Origin of the sequence: Streptosporangium sp. NPDC049078, assembly GCF_040648855.1 — a bacterium.
GTDB lineage: Bacteria > Actinomycetota > Actinomycetes > Streptosporangiales > Streptosporangiaceae > Streptosporangium.
In genome coordinates this window covers 334,083-349,853 of record NZ_JBEZEL010000001.1, presented here as the reverse complement: position 1 = coordinate 349,853, position 15,771 = coordinate 334,083, and the positions used below count along the sequence as shown (strand labels likewise).

The following is a 15,771-nucleotide window of genomic DNA, read 5'->3' as shown; positions in this document are numbered from 1 at the left end:
TCCCCCGGGCCCTTTGTCCTACCTTGATCAACATCTGTTCCACTTTCACCACCACGTTCCGTATCGGGGCATCCGTACGGAGGAGGCCGTCATCAGCACCTCGGCACCGGCCGTCGAACTCTCGGGCATCACCAAACGATTCCCCGGCGTCGTCGCCAACCGCGACATCTCCCTTTCCGTGCGACAGGGCCACGTGCACGCCGTCGTCGGCGAGAACGGCGCGGGCAAGTCCACCCTCATGAAGATCCTGTACGGCATGCAGCGCCCGGACGAGGGGAAGATCCGCGTCAACGGCGAGGACGTGAGCTTCCGCTCCCCGGGCGAGGCGATCGCCGTGGGCATCGGCATGGTCCACCAGCACTTCATGCTGGCCGACAACCTCACCGTCCTGGAGAACGTGGTCCTCGGCAGCGAGCCCAGAAAGGGCGGGATCGCCCTCGACTTCGGCACCGCGCGAAGAAAGATCAAGGAGATCTCCGACTCGTACGGCCTCGGCGTCGACCCCGACGTCACCGTCGAGGACCTGGGCGTCGGGGCCCGCCAGCGGGTGGAGATCCTGAAGGTCCTCTACCGGGGTGCCCGGATCCTCATCCTGGACGAGCCGACCGCCGTGCTCGTGCCGCAGGAGGTGAAGGAGCTCTTCGCCAACCTGCGCGAGCTGGTCCGCGAAGGGCTGACGATCATCTTCATCTCGCACAAGCTGGACGAGGTGCTCTCGGTCGCCGACGCCATCACCGTCATCCGGCGCGGCACGACCGTGGCCAGCGTGGACCCCAAGGACGTGACCGCGAGGCAGCTCGCCGAGCTGATGGTCGGCAGCGAGCTGCCCAGCCCGGAGACCCGCGAGTCCACCGTCACCGACACGGTGGCGCTGTCGGTGCGCGACCTCACCGTCCTGTCCGCCGACGGCCGCCGCGTCGTGGACGACGTCGGCTTCGAGATCCGCAGGGGCGAGGTGCTCGGCATCGCCGGGGTCGAGGGCAACGGCCAGGCCGAGCTGGTCGAGGCGATCATGGGCATGCGCCCGGCCGACGGCGAGATCCGCCTCGGCGAGCACGACATCTCCGGCTGGACGACGCTGCGCCGCCGCGAGGCCGGCATCGGCTACATCCCCGAGGACCGCCACCGGCACGGCCTGCTGCTTGAGGCCCCGCTCTGGGAGAACCGGATCCTCGGACACCAGACGCGGCGACCCAACGTGAAGGGCTCCTGGATCGACCGCGCGGGAGCGCGCGAGGACACCCGGCGCATCGTCGAGGCGTACGACGTCCGTACCCCGGGCATCGACGTGGACGCCTCGGCCCTGTCCGGCGGCAACCAGCAGAAGCTGATCGTCGGCCGGGAGATGAGCGGGGAGCCCGTCTTCCTGATCGCCTCCCACCCGACGCGCGGCGTCGACGTGGGCGCCCAGGCCGCGATCTGGGACCACCTGCGCGCGGCGCGCGCCGCGGGCCTCGCGGTCCTGCTGATCTCGGCCGACCTCGACGAGCTCATCGGCCTGTCGGACACCCTCAAGGTGATCCTGCGCGGCCGGATCGTCGCCGAGGTGGATCCCAAGGACGTGACACCCGAGCGGCTCGGTTCGGCCATGACGGGTGCTGGAGAGGCGGCATGAACACCCACGTAGCGCACACGCCCCCGGGAGCGCGCGGTATGAACCCCCAGACGCACACGCCCTCCGGGACGCGCGGCACGAACACCCAGACGGCGCACACGCACCCCGGGACGCGCGGATGAGCCGGGAAAAGTCCACCTTCGCCGACCGGCTGCTCGGCAGGGTCTCCCCGGCGGGGCTGCTCTCGCTCGCCGCCCCGCTCGTCGCCATCGCGTTCGCCGCGGCGATCACCATGGTCATTCTCTCGATCATCGGCGCCCCGCCGCTCGACACGCTGGTCAGCATGGGCGAGTACGGCATCCGGCCGCGCTCGATCGCGCTCACCCTGAACGCCGCGACCTACTTCTACCTGTCCGCGCTCGCGGTGGCGATCGGGTTCAGGATGAACCTCTTCAACATCGGTGTCGACGGCCAGTACCGCCTCGCGGCGCTCACCGCCGCGGCCGTCGGCGGCGCGGTCACCCTGCCCGCCCCGCTGCACGTCGCGCTGATCATCTTCGTCGCGGTGCTGGTCGGCGCCGGATGGGCCTCGATCGCCGCTCTGCTCAAGGTGCGGCGCGGGGTGAGCGAGGTCATCTCCACGATCATGCTGAACGCGATCGCCACCTCGCTCGGCGCCTGGCTGCTCAACAAGGAGCGCCTCGCGGTCGAGGTCGCGGGCAGCAACAACATCGGAACCAGCCCGATCGGCCCCTCAGGTCAGGTGCCCGGCCTGGCGATCATCTCCGGCACCCAGACGAAGGTGTTCGGCCTGATCATCCTGTCGGTCGTGATGGGCGTCCTCTACCACGTGGTGATCAACCGGACCCGCTTCGGCTTCAACCTGCGCGCCACCGGCCGCTCGGAGTCGGCCGCGGTGGCGAGCGGCGTGAACGTCAAGCGGATGATCCTCATCTCGATGATCCTGTCCGGCGGGGTGGCGGGCCTGGTCGGCATGCCGCAGCTGCTCGGCGCCTCCTACAGCTACAGCCTGGACTTTCCCCCCGGCCTCGGCTTCACCGGCATCGCGATCGCGCTGCTCGGCCGCAACCACCCGGTCGGCATCGCGTTCGGCGCCCTGCTGTGGGCCTTCCTCAACACCTCGGCGGGCATCCTGCAGATCCAGAAGATCTCCCCGGACATCGTCACCATCATGCAGGGCACGATCGTGCTCTCGGTGATCATCGCCTACGAGCTGGTCCACCGCTACCAGATCTCCGCCGAGCAGCGCCGGGTGAGCCGCCAGCTGGCGGACGCCACCCCGACCAGGGAAGGAACGCCGGCATGAGCCAGGGCGCCCTCACCACGCCGGAGGCTCCCTTCCTGGAGCCGAAGGCCCCCGCCCGCTTCAGGGTCACCTGGCGGGTCCTGCTGCTCGCCCTCGGCGCGCTCGTCCTGCTGCTCTCGTTCACGCGGACCGTCACCGGCGCCGTCGACCTCACCTCCGCGGGCGCGATCAACGCCTCCGTCGCGCTCGCCATCCCCATCGGCCTGGCCGGTCTGGGCGGTCTGTGGGCCGAGCGGGCCGGAGTGGTCAACATCGGCCTCGAAGGCATGATGATCCTGGGCACCTGGTGCGGAGCCTGGGGCGCGATCCAGTTCGGCAACCCGTGGGCGGGCGTCGTCGCGGGCGCGATCGGCGGGGCCCTGGGCGGCCTGCTGCACGCGATCGCCACCGTGACCTTCGGCGTCGACCACATCATCTCCGGTGTCGCGATCACCATCCTGGGGCAGGGCGTCACCCAGTTCCTGTCCAAGGTCACCTTCGCCGAGATGCCGGGCGGCGGCGACTCCCAGTCGCCCCCGGTGCCCAAGCCCGAGATGGTGAGCCTGCCGTGGGACCGGATCGGGGACCCGCTCAGGGCACTGGAGGCCAAACAGTGGTTCCTGCTTTCGGACGTGGCGGGCATCCTGCGTGGCCTGACCACGAACGTCTCGCTGCTCACGATCCTGGCGATCCTGCTCGTCCCGCTCTCGTACTACCTGCTGTGGCGCACCGCGTTCGGCCTGCGCCTGCGCTCCTGCGGGGAGAGCCCGGTGGCCGCCGAGTCGCTGGGCGTGAACGTCTACACCTACAAGTACATCGCGGTGCTCGTCTCCGGAGCCCTGGCGGGCCTGGGCGGCGCGTTCCTGTCGCAGGTGGCCGCGAGCGCCTACCGCGAGGGGCAGACCGGCGGGCGCGGCTTCATCGGCCTCGCCGCCATGATCTTCGGTAACTGGCGGCCGGGCGGGCTGGCCGGCGGCGCCGTACTGTTCGGCTACACCGACGCGCTCCAGCTGCGCAGGGGCGGCGAGTCGGTGCACGCGCTGCTGCTCGTGGTGACGATCCTGCTCGTCGGGGTCGCCGTCTACCAGCTCGTACGGCAGAACCGGACGCGGGCCGCGCTGATCACCGGGGTCGCGGCGGTCGCCGTGTTCGTCGTGTTCGCGCTGACCGACAGCGTTCCCTCGGAGTTCACCTCCGCCACCCCGCACATCACCACGCTGCTGGTGCTCTCGCTGGCGGCGCAGCGGCTCCGCGCGCCCGCCGCGATCGGCCTGACGTATCGCAGGGGACAGAGTAAGTGATCGTGACACGCGCACCTCACGAGCGGATCTGATTCGATGGGCACCGAGATGAGCAGCGAACCGAACACCGGCCCGACCGGTGAGCAGGGCATTCCGGACACTGAGCCGGGCGGCGGGCAGGGCATCGACTGGGCGGCGCTGAAGGCCGAGGCCGTACGGGCGATGGGGCACGCCTACGCCCCCTACTCCAAGTTCCCCGTCGGCGCCGCCGCGCTGGTGGACGACGGGCGGATCGTGTCCGGCTGCAATGTCGAGAACGCCTCCTACGGCATCGGGCTGTGCGCCGAGTGCGGGCTGGTCTCCTCGCTCCAGGCCACCGGCGGCGGCCGTCTCGTCGCGTTCACCTGCGTCGACGGGCACGAGGAGCTCCTCATGCCGTGCGGCAGGTGCCGCCAGCTGCTGTACGAGTTCGGCGGCCCCGAACTGCTGCTGGAGACCATCGACGGCCCGAAGCCGATGGCGGAGATCCTGCCCTACGCCTTCGGGCCCCACGACCTGAGCCGGGGAGCCTGAACATGGACGCCATCGACGTCATCGTCACCAAGCGGGACGGCAGGGAGCTGTCGGCCGAGCAGATCGACTGGGTGATCGACGCCTACACCAAGGGCGTCGTCGCCGACGAGCAGATGTCCGCGCTCGCGATGGCGATCCTGCTCAACGGCATGAACCGGCGGGAGATCGCCGAGTGGACCCAGGCCATGATCCGTTCCGGGGCGAGGATGGACTGGTCGTCGCTGCCGGGACCCACCACCGACAAGCACTCCACCGGCGGCGTCGGCGACAAGATCACGCTGCCGCTCGCGCCGCTCGTCGCCGCGTGCGGGGGATACGTACCCCAGCTGTCCGGCAGGGGACTCGGTCACACCGGCGGCACCCTGGACAAACTGGAGTCCATCCCCGGCTGGCGGGCGTCGCTGTCCAACGACGAGATGCTCGACGTACTCGGCAAGGCCGGAGCGGTCGTCTGCGCGGCGGGCGACGGTCTCGCCCCCGCCGACAAGAAGCTCTACGCCCTCCGCGACGTCACGGGCACCGTCGAGGCGATCCCGCTGATCGCCTCCTCGATCATGTCGAAGAAGATCGCGGAGGGTACCGGCGCGCTCGTACTGGACGTGAAGGTCGGCTCGGGGGCCTTCATGAAGAACGTGGAGCAGGCCCGCGAGCTGGCCACGACCATGGTCGAGCTCGGCACCGACGCCGGGGTCGAGACGGTCGCGCTGCTGACCGCGATGGACCGGCCGCTGGGCCTGGCGGTGGGCAACGCCCTGGAGGTCGCCGAGTCGGTGGAGGTGCTCGCCGGAGGCGGGCCCGCCGACGTGGTCGAGCTGACCGTACGGCTGGCGCGGGAGATGCTCCAGGCCGCGGGCATCTCCGGCGGCAAGGACCCCGAGACCGCCCTCGCGGACGGTTCGGCGATGGACGTCTGGCGCCGGATGATCACCGCGCAGGGCGGCGCCCCCGACGCCCCGCTGCCCAGGGCCGCCGAGACCATGGAGATCACCGCTCCCTCCTCGGGCGTGCTGTCCCGGCTCGACGCGTACGGCGTGGGCCTGGCGGCCTGGCGGCTCGGCGCGGGCCGGGAGCGCAAGGAGGACCCGGTGTCGTTCGGCGCGGGCATCGTGCTGCACGCCAAGCCCGGGGACCCGGTCCGCGAGGGGCAGCCGCTGATGACGTTGCACGCCGACGAGACCTCGCGCTTCGCGCGGGCGCTCGCCGCCCTCGAAGGCGCCTACACCGTCGGCGAGACCACCGGCCCCGGCCTGCTGCCGCTGGTGATCGACCGCATCACCGCCTGACGCCCGGTACGCCCTCGCGTCCGGAGCGTCTTAGCTGTCAGAGGGACGTCCGGAGATCGTCAGGAGGACGTCCGGAGAGGGGAAGGGTGCTTGACTACTTCCTCGACAAGGTGTCACGATCCGGCGAGGGCGCATGTGGTCGGCCGGAGGGTGAACCTCTCAGGGGATCCGAGCATCTAACGGGGCAGGAGGCTCATCATGAACCGCACCCTCGTTCCTCTCGCGCTCGTCCCCGTGCTCCTGTTCGCGGCCGGCTGCGGCTCGGCCACGCAGACCGCGACCCCGTCCCCGGCGGACACACCGACCACGGCGACCACGGCTCCGGCGGATCCGTCCTCCACGTCGACCACGTCCCCCACGCCCTCCGCCGCCACGGCGGCCCTCCTTCCTCCGACGAGCACCAAGGAGATCGAGGTCGACCGCGCCGTCTCCACCCAGCCGATCGTCACCGGGGCCCGGTTCGCCGAGCACCAGGGGTTCGACCGGGTGGTGATCGACCTCAAGGGCGAGCTGCCTGGCTACCGGGCGCGGTGGGTCTCCGAACTCGTCCAGGACGGCTCGGGAGACAAGGTCGACGTCAAGGGCGGCGCCTACCTGCAGTTGACGATCACCCCGGCCGTCGCGCACACCGAGGCGGGCCAGTCCACCTGGAAGGGCGGCCCGATCTTCCAGGCCCAGTTGGGCAACGTCCAGAACGTGGTCAAGGTCGGTGACTTCGAGGGCGTGGTGAGCGTGGGCGTCGTCCTCGACCGCAAGGCGCCGTTCCGGGTTCTGGAGCAGAAGAGCCCGAACCGGCTGGTCGTCGACATCTCACACTGAGAGCGCCGGGGAACCGGGTGGCGCCGGGCCCCGAGACCGGGTGACAGACTGGCCTGATGGTACGCAAAATCGACAGCGCGACACGGATTCCCGTCCCCGGTGGCAAGACGATCGACGAATACGTCGGTCTGGCCAACAGCGGCGACCCTCGGATCTCGATCGCGTACATGAAGGCCCCGGCCGGGTGGGACGAGCCCGCCCAGACGCCGGAGTTCGCCGAATACACGCTGGTGCTCAAGGGCACCGTCATCGTGGAGCACGACGAGGGCACGACCGAGGTCGGCGTCGGGCAGGTGTTCCTGTGCGAGCCGGGGGAGCGTATCCGCTACAGCTCAGGTCCCGACGGCGCCGAGTACGTCGCCGTCTGCCTGCCGGCCTTCTCCCCGGAGACCGTCAACCGCGAGGGTGAGTGAGGGGGCGGCCCCGGTGACGGTTCGTCGCGCGTCGATCCCGGTGTCTCCGTACCGGGATCGGCGCCGTGTCCCCTCGTGGTCCCCCTCGCGCGGGACACCCGTGCGAACATTCCCAGGCCGGGCCGTGACGGCGCCTTCGCGCAGGCCGACTGGTCAGGCCCCTGACGGTAAGGTTACCGAATGAGTCAGCTACCCACTTTCGAGCAGATCCGCCTGGCTCCGAAGGTGTTGCTCCACGATCACCTCGACGGTGGCCTTCGGCCGGAGACCATCATCGAGCTGGCCCGCGAGTCGGGCTACGACAGATTGCCCGCGACCGAGACGGAGAGCCTGCGCGCCTGGTTCAGGGAGTCCGCCGACTCCGGCTCGCTGGAGCGCTACCTGGAGACCTTCGACCACACGGTCGGCGTCATGCAGACGCGCGAGGCGCTGGTGAGGGTCGCCGCCGAGTGCGCCGAGGACCTGGCGAACGACGGCGTCGTCTACGCCGAGGTGCGTTACGCGCCCGAGCAGCACACCTCCGCGGGCCTGAGCCTCGAAGAGGTCATCGAGGCCGTGCAGGAGGGCTTCGACACCGGTTCGGCGGGCCGTGGCATCCGGGTGGGCACGCTGCTCACCGCGATGCGCCACCAGGCCAGGTCCATGGAGATCGCCGAACTCGCGGTCCGCTACCGCGACGCCGGGGTGGCGGGGTTCGACATCGCCGGAGCGGAGGCGGGCTACCCTCCCACCCGCCACCTCGACGCCTTCGAATACCTCCAGCGGGAGAACGCCCACTTCACCATCCACGCGGGCGAGGCGTTCGGCCTGCCGTCGATCTGGCAGGCGATCCAGTGGTGCGGCGCCGACCGTCTCGGTCACGGTGTCCGGATCATCGACGACATCTCCGTCTCCGGCGACGCCGAGCCCAAGCTGGGCCGCCTGGCGGCCTACGTCCGTGACAAGCGCATCCCCCTGGAGATGTGCCCGACGTCCAATCTGCAGACCGGTGCGGCGGCCTCCATCGCCGAGCACCCGATCGGCCTGCTGCGCCGCCTGAACTTCCGGGTCACGGTCAACACCGACAACCGGCTGATGAGCGGTACGTCCGTCTCCGAGGAGTTCGCCAAGCTGTCGGAGGCGTTCGGCTACGGCTGGGACGACATGCAGTGGTTCACCGTCAACGCCATGAAGTCCGCGTTCCTGCCGTTCGACGAGCGCCTGTCGCTCATCAACGGCGTCATCAAGCCCGGGTTCGCCCGCCTCAAGTGGCAGGTGTGAACGGGCTCGCCCGAGTGAAGTGAGCTTTTCCGATGAAGCAGGTGTTCCGCTCCAACCTCGCGATGATCGTCGGCTGGGTCTGGATGGCCTTCGCCGCGGTCAACGCGGTCGATCTGGTCGTCCGCTACAGCGGGCGGATGTCGATGATCGCCGCGGCGGTGCTGGCGGTGCTGACCGCGCTGGTCTTCGTCGGCTGCCTGCGCCCGGCGATCCTCCTCACCGAGGAGGGCGTCCACGTCCGCAACCCGCTGAGAAACGCCTTCGTGCCCTGGCTGGGCGTGGACGAGGTCACGGTCTCCCACTCGATCACGATCACCTCCGGCGATGAGAGCGTCCGCTGCTGGGTGCCGCAGACCTCCGCCCGCGAGCGGGCGGCGGCCGCGCGCAGGGGGAGGGCCGCGGCCACGCCCGCCCGGGGGCGCTTCAGGACCGAGCCGGTCCGATCGAAGGCCGAGCAGGCCGCCGCCGAGGCGCTGGCGGGCAGGACCCACGCCGACTGGGTGGCCGAGCAGATCACCGAACGCGCGGAATCCGCCAGGCGCGCGGCCTCACTCGCCGCGACCACGAAGGACGACGCGACCGGGCCGGGGGTGGCGACCGAGGGTAGCGGCGGAACCGGAGCCGAGCCCGGAGCGGGTGCTGTGTCCGAGGCCGGAGCCGCGCCTGAGGAGGGCGTCATACCCGAAGCCGGTGCCGCGTCCGAAGCGGGTGCCGCGCCCGGAACCGGCGCGCTCACGATCACCTGGTCGCCGGGCGCCCTGGCCGCGCTGGCCGCCGCCGCCCTGCTGGTGATCGCGGCCTTCCTCGCCTGACGGGGTCGGAGGCCGGGAGCCGTGATGGGGTCAGCGGCCGGGAGTCCTGGCCGGGTCAGAGGCCGAGGGCCTCGGTGAGGTCGGCCTTCAGCGCGTCGAGATCCCGCACCGCCCGCGCGCGGGCCTCGGAGACCTCGCCGGTCACCGGGACCACGACCTCCAGGTAGCACTTGAGCTTGGGCTCGGTCCCCGAAGGGCGGACGACGACCCGGGCTCCTCCCGCCAGGTGGTAGCGAAGGCCGTCGGTGGGCGGCAGCCCGCCCGCGCCGAGGCTCAGGTCGTCGGCGGCCTCGACCTCGCGACCGCCGAGCCGCGCGGGCGGCGCGTCCCGCAGGCGGGACATGGCCCCGGTGATCAGCGACAGGTCGGCCACCCGGAAGGACAGCTGGGAGGTGGCGTGCAGGCCGTGCCGGCGGGCCAGGTCGTCCAGGAGATCGAGCAGGCCGCGACCCTCCAGCTTCGCCTGCGCGGCGATCCCGGCCACGGTCAGCGCCGCGCCGATGCCGTCCTTGTCGTGCACGGGCAGTCCGAGGTCGGAGCCGACGCTGTATCCCAGCGCCTCCTCGTACCCGAACCGCAGGCCCTCGCCTGCCTTCATGATCCACTTGAAGCCGGTGAGGGTCTCGGCGCAGCGCACCCCGTACTCGGCGGCGATCTTGCCGAGCAGGGACGACGACACGATGGTGGTCGCCACCAGGCGGCCGTCACCCGAGGTCCGCCGGATCACGTGCTCGCCCAGCAGGGCGCCCACCTCGTCGCCGGTCAGCATCCGGTAGCCGCCGCCGGGCAGCGGCACGCCCACCGCGCAGCGGTCCGCGTCGGGGTCGTTGGCCAGCACCAGGTCCGCGCCGACGCGTTCGGCGAGCTCCAGGGCGAGGTCCATCGCGCCCGGCTCCTCCGGGTTGGGGAAGGCGACGGTGGGGAAGTCGGGGTCGGGCGCGGCCTGCGCCTCGACGGTCGCGGGCGCGTCGAACCCCGCGGCGGCGAAGGCCCTGGTCAGGGTGTCGCCGCCCACACCGTGCAGCGGGGTGTACGCCACCCGCAGCTCGCGGGCGTCGCCGATCGGGAGCGCGGTCACCGCCTCCAGATAGGCGTCCACGACGTCGTCGTCCAGCTCGTTCCACGCCGGGTCGCCGGGGGAGCCGAGGGGCAGCTCGGAGACGGGCCCCGTCGCGTCGATGGCGGCGGAGATCTCGGCGTCGACCGGCGGCACGATCTGGGAGCCGTCGCCCCAGTAGACCTTGTAGCCGTTGTCGCGGGGCGGGTTGTGGCTGGCGGTGACGGTCACGCCCGCGTCGGCGCCGAGGTGGCGGACGGCGAAGGCGAGCACGGGGGTGGGCAGCGGCCGGGGGAGGACCGAGGCGCGCAGCCCGGCCCCGGTGAGTACGGCCGCGGTGTCGTGGGCGAAGGCGTCCGACTTGTGCCGGGCGTCGTAGCCGATCACGACGTGTTTGCCGGGGCCGAGTACGCGGGCGAGCCCGGCCGCGGCGCGCATGACCGTCACCCGGTTCATCCGGTTGGGGCCGGCGCCCAGCTCACCCCTGAGCCCCGCGGTGCCGAACTCCAGCCGGGAACCGAACCGCTCGCGCAGCGCGTCGCCGTCACCGCTCTCCAGCAGCTTCTTCAGCTCCGCGCGCGTGTCGGGGTCGGGGTCCTGGGCGAGCCAGGAACGGGCGAGCCCCGCGAGATCGCTGCTCATCGTCACCTCCCGGGTCACAGCTTGCCGACGACGCCGGCCAGCAGGCCGCCCATGCGCGCGGCGGTGGCGCGACCGACCTCCAGCACCTCCTCGTGGTTGAGCGGCTCGCCCACCAGTCCGGCGCCCGGGTTCGTGACCAGGGAGATGCCCAGCACCTCGGCACCGCCCTCGCGGGCCGCGATCGCCTCGAGCACGGTGGACATGCCGACCATGTCGCCGCCGAGGATGCGGCACATGCGAACCTCGGCCGGAGTCTCGTACGTCGGGCCGCGGAAGGCCACGTAGACGCCCTCTTTCAGCGAAGGGTCGGCCTCGCGGGCCAGTTCGCGCAGGCGCGGGGTGTAGACGTCGGTGAGGTCGACGAAGGTGGCGCCGGTGATCGGGCTGGCGCCGGTCAGGTTGATGTGGTCACTGATCAGCACCGCCTCGCCGACCTCCTGGGTCTCGGGGCGCAGGCCCCCGGCGGCGTTGGTCAGCACGACCGTGCCCACCCCGGCCTTGATCGCGGTCCGTACGCCGTGCACGACCGGGTCCACGCCGCGGCCCTCGTAGAGGTGGGTACGGCCCAGGAAGATCAGTGCGTTCTTGCCCGACTCGGTTCGTACGGCGCGGATCCGGCCCGCGTGGCCCTGCACGGCGGGTGGCGCGAAGCCGGGCAGATCGGTCACCGGGATCTCGGCGACCGTCTCACCGATCACGTCGGCGGCCGGGACCCAGCCGGAGCCCATCACCAGCGCGACATCGAAGGAGTCCACGCCGACGGCGCTTCTCAGCGCGTTCGCAGCGTCGGTGGCGAGTGCATACGGGTCATTGGTCACGTCAGTGAGCGTACCGGTCGGCTGCCTTCACACAGCGTCGTGTCCCCTGCTCAGGGGGAGGGCAGGTCCGTCCCCTGCTCAGGTCCGTCTCCTCCTCGGATCCGCTTCCCGCTGAGGCCCGTCCCCGCTCGGGCCCGTCCCCGCTCGGCGGAGGGGGTGACGCGTCCGGGCCGCCCAGTGAAGGACGCGACGCGCCCGGGACGTTCAGCCGAGCCCGGTGACGGCCACCGAGACCAGGCCGACCGCCGCTCCGGCCGCGATCAGCCACGCCGAGTTCAGCTTCGTCCTCCACAGCACGAGCAGTGTTCCCGCGGTGAGCGCCCAGGTGAGCGGATCGACCAGGGAGATGCGGCCGAGCTGGAACGCGACTCCGGCCATCAGGGCGAGCGAGGCGGCGTTCACCCCGTCGAGCAGCGCGCTCGACCAGGTCCTCGCCCTGATCCGGTCGGTGATCTTGGTGAGCAGCCCGACCAGCAGGAAGCTCGGCAGGAAGATCGCGACGGTGGCGACGATCGCGCCGGGGACCCCGGCGATCAGGTAGCCGACGAAGGTGGCCGTGGTGAACACCGGACCGGGGGTGAACTGGCCGATCGAGACGGCGTCGGTGAGCTGGGTGCCGGTGAGCCAGCCGAGCCGATGGACGAAGTCGCCCTCCAGGAAGGCGAGCAGGACGTAGCCGCTCCCGTACAGGACGGCCCCGATCTTGAGCATGGTGAGGAAGAGCCGGAGCAACTGGTCGGGGTCCTGGCCACCGGTGAGGACCAGCGGTGCGGCCAGCAGCGCCCGCGCGCCGTTCCCGTGAGGTTTCTCACCCGGCCCGCGCGGGCGGGAGCGCCAAGCGGAGGCCGTCCGTACCGCCACCGTGAGCAGGGCCCCGGCAACGAGCAGGAGCAGCTCGTTCACGCCGAGCAGGTAGGCCGTCAGGACACCCACGGCCAGGATCCACAGATAGGTGGTCCCCAGCGCGGTACGGACCAGGGAGAGCAGGGCCCAGATGATGATCGCGATGACGACGGGCCTGATGCCGTAAAGGATCCCGCTCACCGCAGGGGTGTGGCCGTAGTGGACGTACAGGGCCGCCAGCCCGCCGACCATGAGCGCGGCGGGCAGGATGAAACAGACCCCGGCGGACACCAGGCCGCGCCACCCGGCACGGTCGTAGCCGATGTGGATGGCCATCTCCGTGGAGTTGGGGCCGGGGATGAGGTTGGTCGCGCCGATGAGATCAAGGAAACGCTGCTCGGTCAGCCAGCCGCGCCGCCGCACCACCTCGTCGTGCATCATCGCGATGTGCGCCGCGGGTCCTCCGAAGGCGATGACGCCCAGCCGCAGGAACAGCCAGGTCACCTCGCGCAGGGATGAACCGCGCCCGGTTTCGCCATTTTCGGGAGGTACGTCATTCACCAGGGAATCATGACATTTTCCCAGGTGAAGGCGGGGTGGCCTCCGGGTTAACTCCACCCCCGCGCGTGCCCGCGTGCGGCGAACTCGTTCGAGCGGGTCAGGCTCGGTCAGGCCCACCTCTCGCGCGTGTCCGCGTGCGGCCTGCTCACGCCGGCCTTCCGCGTGACGGCGATCCGCGTGTCCCTGTGCGGGAGGTGACGAGCGATGCTCTCAGGCTCCCGGGGGGAGTTCCCCCGGGAGATCGTCATGTGCGCGCCCGGAGTGCCTCGGCTCGCAGGGAGCCCGGGGGTCTCTGCAGGGAGGTCAGCTTCCCAGCGAGGTGCAGGGACGCCCACGCAGCTCCCTGACGTAGTCGTCGGGGGCGCCCGCGCGCTCGGCGGCCTCGGCCAGGATGCCGAGGTAGCGGGCCGAGGGCAGCCCGCCCTCGTACCCGTCGAGCACGTAGAACCACGCCACGACCTCGCCCTCCATGGTCTGCACCCGGAGCTTGACCTTGTGATAGAGGCCGCGCGCCGCGCCCTCCCACTGGTCGAGGGAGCTCTCGTCCCACTCGGGCACGTCGTAGAGGACGACGAAGACCTGGTCGTCAGGGTCCTCGACGATGGAGGCGAGCGCGCCCTCCCAGCCGAGATCGTTCCCGCCGAAGGTCAGACGCCAGCCCTGGAGCCAGCCCGTCCCCCTGATCGGGGAGTGAGGGGCCCGCTGGGCCATCTGCTTCGGGTCCATGTTGCTGCCGTAAGCGGCGTAGACAGGCACGGAGACAAACACTAATCCAAGATCCGCGAGACGCTCACCCGGCTTCGAGGCCACGCCGATGACTGGTGGAATCTCGATGGTTTTGTGGTGGTTTCGTGGTTTGGGAGGGGTGCCCAGCGATGCCCGGTCCCGTCATGCGGGAGAATGGGCCATGTGACGAGGATAGTGATCATCGGTGGCGGTCCCGGCGGATACGAGGCGGCGCTGGTCGCCGCCCAGCTGGGAGCGCAGGTCACCGTGGTCGAACAGGACGGCCCCGGCGGGGCCTGCGTCCTCACCGACTGCGTGCCGTCCAAGACGCTGATCGCCACCTCGGTGCGCAAGCAGGCGCTCCTCGACGCCAGCATGCTGGGAGTCCACTACACCGGTGGCCCCGACGGCGACGTCGGCGGCGTCATCGCCGACATGCCACTGGTGAACAGGCGCGTCAAGGAGCTCGCTCGCGCCCAGTCCGCGGACATCGCCGCCCGGCTGGCGGCGGAGGGCGTCGAGGTGATCAAGGCCCCCGGGCGGCTGGTCGACCCGCAGGTGGTCAGGGCGGGAGACCGGACGATCCGCGCGGACGTCGTCATCGTGGCGACCGGCGCGACCCCGCGCATCCTCAACGGCGCCGAGCCCGACGGCGAGCGCATCCTCACCTGGCGCCAGCTGTACGACCTGGAGGAGCTGCCCGAACACCTCATCGTGGTCGGCTCCGGCGTCACCGGCGCGGAGTTCGCCGGGGCCTACCGCTCGCTGGGCTCGGAGGTCACGCTCGTCTCCTCCCGCGACCGCATGATGCCCAACGAGGACGCCGACGCCGCCGAGGTCCTCGAAGAGGTATACCGGCGCCGTGGCATGAACGTCATGGGCCGCTCCCGCGCCGAGTCCGTCAAGCGCACCCCGGACGGCGTGGTCGTCACCCTGGAGGACGGCCGGACCGCCGAGGGCAGCCACTGCCTGATGACGGTCGGCATGGTCCCCAACACCGCGGGGATCGGCCTCGAGGAGGCCGGGGTCACCCTTGACCGGGGCGGCTTCATCCAGGTCGACAAGGTCTCCCGCACCTCCGCGCCCGGCGTCTACGCGGCCGGAGACTGCACCGGTGTCCTGATGCTCGCCTCGGTCGCCGCCATGCAGGGCCGGATCGCCGTCTGGCACGCCCTCGGCGAGGCCGTGCACCCGCTCCGCCTCGCGACCGTGGCCTCCGCTATCTTCACCGACCCCGAGATCGCCGCCGTGGGCATCGCCGAGCGGGCGATCGAGAACGGTGAGATCGAGGCCAACATCGTCAAGCTGCCGCTCGCCACCAACGCCCGCGCCAAGATGCAGGGTTTCAACGACGGCTTCGTGAAGCTCTTCTGCCGCCCCAACACCGGCATCATCCTCGGCGGCGTCGTGGTCGCCCCCCGCGCCTCCGAGCTGATCCTCGGGGTCTCGGTCGCCGTGCAGCAGAGACTCACCGTCGACCAGATCGCCCACACCTTCGCGGTCTACCCTTCCCTGTCCGGCTCCGTCACCGAGGCCGCCCGCCGCCTCATGCAGCCGATGACCCCCAGCGGCATCTGACCGTCCGGCTGGAGAGGGGACCGGGACCCGGTCAACAAGGTCCGCTCGACTTTCAGGAAGATCCCGGACCGAAGTCGAACTCTCCGGCACGGACACCGGAGATGAAGGCGTCCCATTCCGCGCGGGTGTAGTGGATCATCGGTCCATCGGGATCTTTGCTGTGCCGTACGGCGATACGTCCAGTGCCGTCGTTCACCGCCCCCGCCTCGACGCAGTTGCCGCCGCCGTCGGCACTGAAGCTGCTGATGTGCCAGGAAATCGGAGTGTGCTCGGGAGCGGACATG

Annotated in this window: 15 protein-coding genes; 10 read left to right on the top strand and 5 right to left on the bottom strand. The window is 71.0% G+C overall.

The annotated features are described in order from the left end of the window. Positions 1 to 91: 91 nt before the first annotated feature. The 9 genes from AB0B90_RS01435 to AB0B90_RS01395 all read left to right on the top strand — a co-directional run bounded on the left by AB0B90_RS01435 (position 92) and on the right by AB0B90_RS01395 (position 9,262). Positions 92 to 1,615, top strand: coding sequence for an ABC transporter ATP-binding protein (locus AB0B90_RS01435; protein ID WP_350943571.1), 1,524 nt, complete (start codon positions 92 to 94; stop codon positions 1,613 to 1,615). Positions 1,616 to 1,733: 118 nt separating this feature from the next. Continuing rightward, on the top strand, positions 1,734 to 2,882 hold the full coding sequence (locus AB0B90_RS01430) for an ABC transporter permease (protein ID WP_350943457.1): 1,149 nt from the start codon (positions 1,734 to 1,736) through the stop codon (positions 2,880 to 2,882). Next, positions 2,879 to 4,162, top strand: a complete 1,284-nt coding sequence (locus AB0B90_RS01425; RefSeq protein WP_362920202.1) for an ABC transporter permease — start codon at positions 2,879 to 2,881, stop codon at positions 4,160 to 4,162. Before AB0B90_RS01430 ends, AB0B90_RS01425 begins: the two co-directional genes overlap by 4 nt. A 48-nt stretch (positions 4,163 to 4,210) precedes the next feature. Then, on the top strand, positions 4,211 to 4,675 hold the full coding sequence (locus tag AB0B90_RS01420) for a cytidine deaminase (RefSeq protein ID WP_350943461.1): 465 nt from the start codon (positions 4,211 to 4,213) through the stop codon (positions 4,673 to 4,675). Positions 4,676 to 4,677: 2 nt separating this feature from the next. Next, positions 4,678 to 5,958 (top strand): thymidine phosphorylase, encoded by a 1,281-nt coding sequence (locus tag AB0B90_RS01415; protein ID WP_362920200.1) that lies wholly within the window; start codon positions 4,678 to 4,680, stop codon positions 5,956 to 5,958. 198 nt (positions 5,959 to 6,156) lie between these two features. Then, the gene (locus AB0B90_RS01410; protein ID WP_362763073.1) at positions 6,157 to 6,777 is read left to right on the top strand and encodes a hypothetical protein; all 621 of its coding nucleotides are present in this window, start codon (positions 6,157 to 6,159) and stop codon (positions 6,775 to 6,777) included. Positions 6,778 to 6,833: 56 nt separating this feature from the next. Further along, the gene (locus AB0B90_RS01405) at positions 6,834 to 7,190 is read left to right on the top strand and encodes an AraC family ligand binding domain-containing protein (RefSeq protein WP_350943465.1); all 357 of its coding nucleotides are present in this window, start codon (positions 6,834 to 6,836) and stop codon (positions 7,188 to 7,190) included. Positions 7,191 to 7,370: 180 nt separating this feature from the next. Beyond that, positions 7,371 to 8,450: an adenosine deaminase gene (locus AB0B90_RS01400; protein WP_350943466.1), complete on the top strand. Its 1,080-nt coding sequence runs from the start codon at positions 7,371 to 7,373 to the stop codon at positions 8,448 to 8,450. 32 nt (positions 8,451 to 8,482) lie between these two features. After that, positions 8,483 to 9,262 carry a hypothetical protein gene (locus AB0B90_RS01395; protein WP_362920198.1) on the top strand — a complete coding sequence of 260 codons (780 nt, stop codon included), beginning with the start codon at positions 8,483 to 8,485 and terminating at the stop codon, positions 9,260 to 9,262. Positions 9,263 to 9,317: 55 nt separating this feature from the next. Here the strand turns inward: AB0B90_RS01395 and AB0B90_RS01390 are convergent, their stop codons facing one another. The 4 genes from AB0B90_RS01390 to AB0B90_RS01375 all read right to left on the bottom strand — a co-directional run bounded on the left by AB0B90_RS01390 (position 9,318) and on the right by AB0B90_RS01375 (position 13,939). After that, the gene (locus tag AB0B90_RS01390) at positions 9,318 to 10,961 is read right to left on the bottom strand and encodes a phospho-sugar mutase (protein WP_350943470.1); all 1,644 of its coding nucleotides are present in this window, start codon (positions 10,959 to 10,961) and stop codon (positions 9,318 to 9,320) included. Between the two features lie 14 nt (positions 10,962 to 10,975). After that, a complete protein-coding gene (locus AB0B90_RS01385; protein WP_350943471.1) occupies positions 10,976 to 11,779 on the bottom strand; it encodes a purine-nucleoside phosphorylase in 804 nt (267 codons plus the stop codon). A gap of 204 nt (positions 11,780 to 11,983) precedes the next feature. After that, positions 11,984 to 13,126 (bottom strand): chromate efflux transporter, encoded by a 1,143-nt coding sequence (chrA, locus tag AB0B90_RS01380; RefSeq protein WP_362920195.1) that lies wholly within the window; start codon positions 13,124 to 13,126, stop codon positions 11,984 to 11,986. Positions 13,127 to 13,486: 360 nt separating this feature from the next. Then, entirely contained in the window at positions 13,487 to 13,939 is a 453-nt protein-coding gene (locus AB0B90_RS01375) for a gamma-glutamylcyclotransferase (RefSeq protein WP_350943474.1), read from the bottom strand. 153 nt (positions 13,940 to 14,092) lie between these two features. Here AB0B90_RS01375 and AB0B90_RS01370 point away from each other — a divergent pair, with 153 nt between their 5' ends. Continuing rightward, entirely contained in the window at positions 14,093 to 15,487 is a 1,395-nt protein-coding gene (locus AB0B90_RS01370) for an NAD(P)H-quinone dehydrogenase (RefSeq protein ID WP_362920193.1), read from the top strand. A gap of 52 nt (positions 15,488 to 15,539) precedes the next feature. Here AB0B90_RS01370 and AB0B90_RS01365 read toward each other — a convergent pair whose 3' ends face one another. Next, entirely contained in the window at positions 15,540 to 15,770 is a 231-nt protein-coding gene (locus tag AB0B90_RS01365) for a DUF397 domain-containing protein (protein WP_362920191.1), read from the bottom strand. Position 15,771: the final 1 nt, after the last annotated feature.

What these genes read in the sequence shown, in the direction of transcription:
- AB0B90_RS01410 (WP_362763073.1), top strand. Translation starts at nt 6,157, where the DNA reads ATGAACCGCACCCTCGTTCCTCTCGCGCTCGTCCCCGTGCTCCTGTTC.
- AB0B90_RS01420 (WP_350943461.1), top strand. Translation starts at nt 4,211, where the DNA reads ATGAGCAGCGAACCGAACACCGGCCCGACCGGTGAGCAGGGCATTCCG.
- AB0B90_RS01395 (WP_362920198.1), top strand. Translation starts at nt 8,483, where the DNA reads ATGAAGCAGGTGTTCCGCTCCAACCTCGCGATGATCGTCGGCTGGGTC.
- AB0B90_RS01405 (WP_350943465.1), top strand. Translation starts at nt 6,834, where the DNA reads ATGGTACGCAAAATCGACAGCGCGACACGGATTCCCGTCCCCGGTGGC.
- AB0B90_RS01390 (WP_350943470.1), bottom strand. Translation starts at nt 10,961, where the DNA reads ATGAGCAGCGATCTCGCGGGGCTCGCCCGTTCCTGGCTCGCCCAGGAC.
- AB0B90_RS01415 (WP_362920200.1), top strand. Translation starts at nt 4,678, where the DNA reads ATGGACGCCATCGACGTCATCGTCACCAAGCGGGACGGCAGGGAGCTG.
- AB0B90_RS01430 (WP_350943457.1), top strand. Translation starts at nt 1,734, where the DNA reads ATGAGCCGGGAAAAGTCCACCTTCGCCGACCGGCTGCTCGGCAGGGTC.
- AB0B90_RS01365 (WP_362920191.1), bottom strand. Translation starts at nt 15,770, where the DNA reads ATGTCCGCTCCCGAGCACACTCCGATTTCCTGGCACATCAGCAGCTTC.
- AB0B90_RS01425 (WP_362920202.1), top strand. Translation starts at nt 2,879, where the DNA reads ATGAGCCAGGGCGCCCTCACCACGCCGGAGGCTCCCTTCCTGGAGCCG.
- AB0B90_RS01400 (WP_350943466.1), top strand. Translation starts at nt 7,371, where the DNA reads ATGAGTCAGCTACCCACTTTCGAGCAGATCCGCCTGGCTCCGAAGGTG.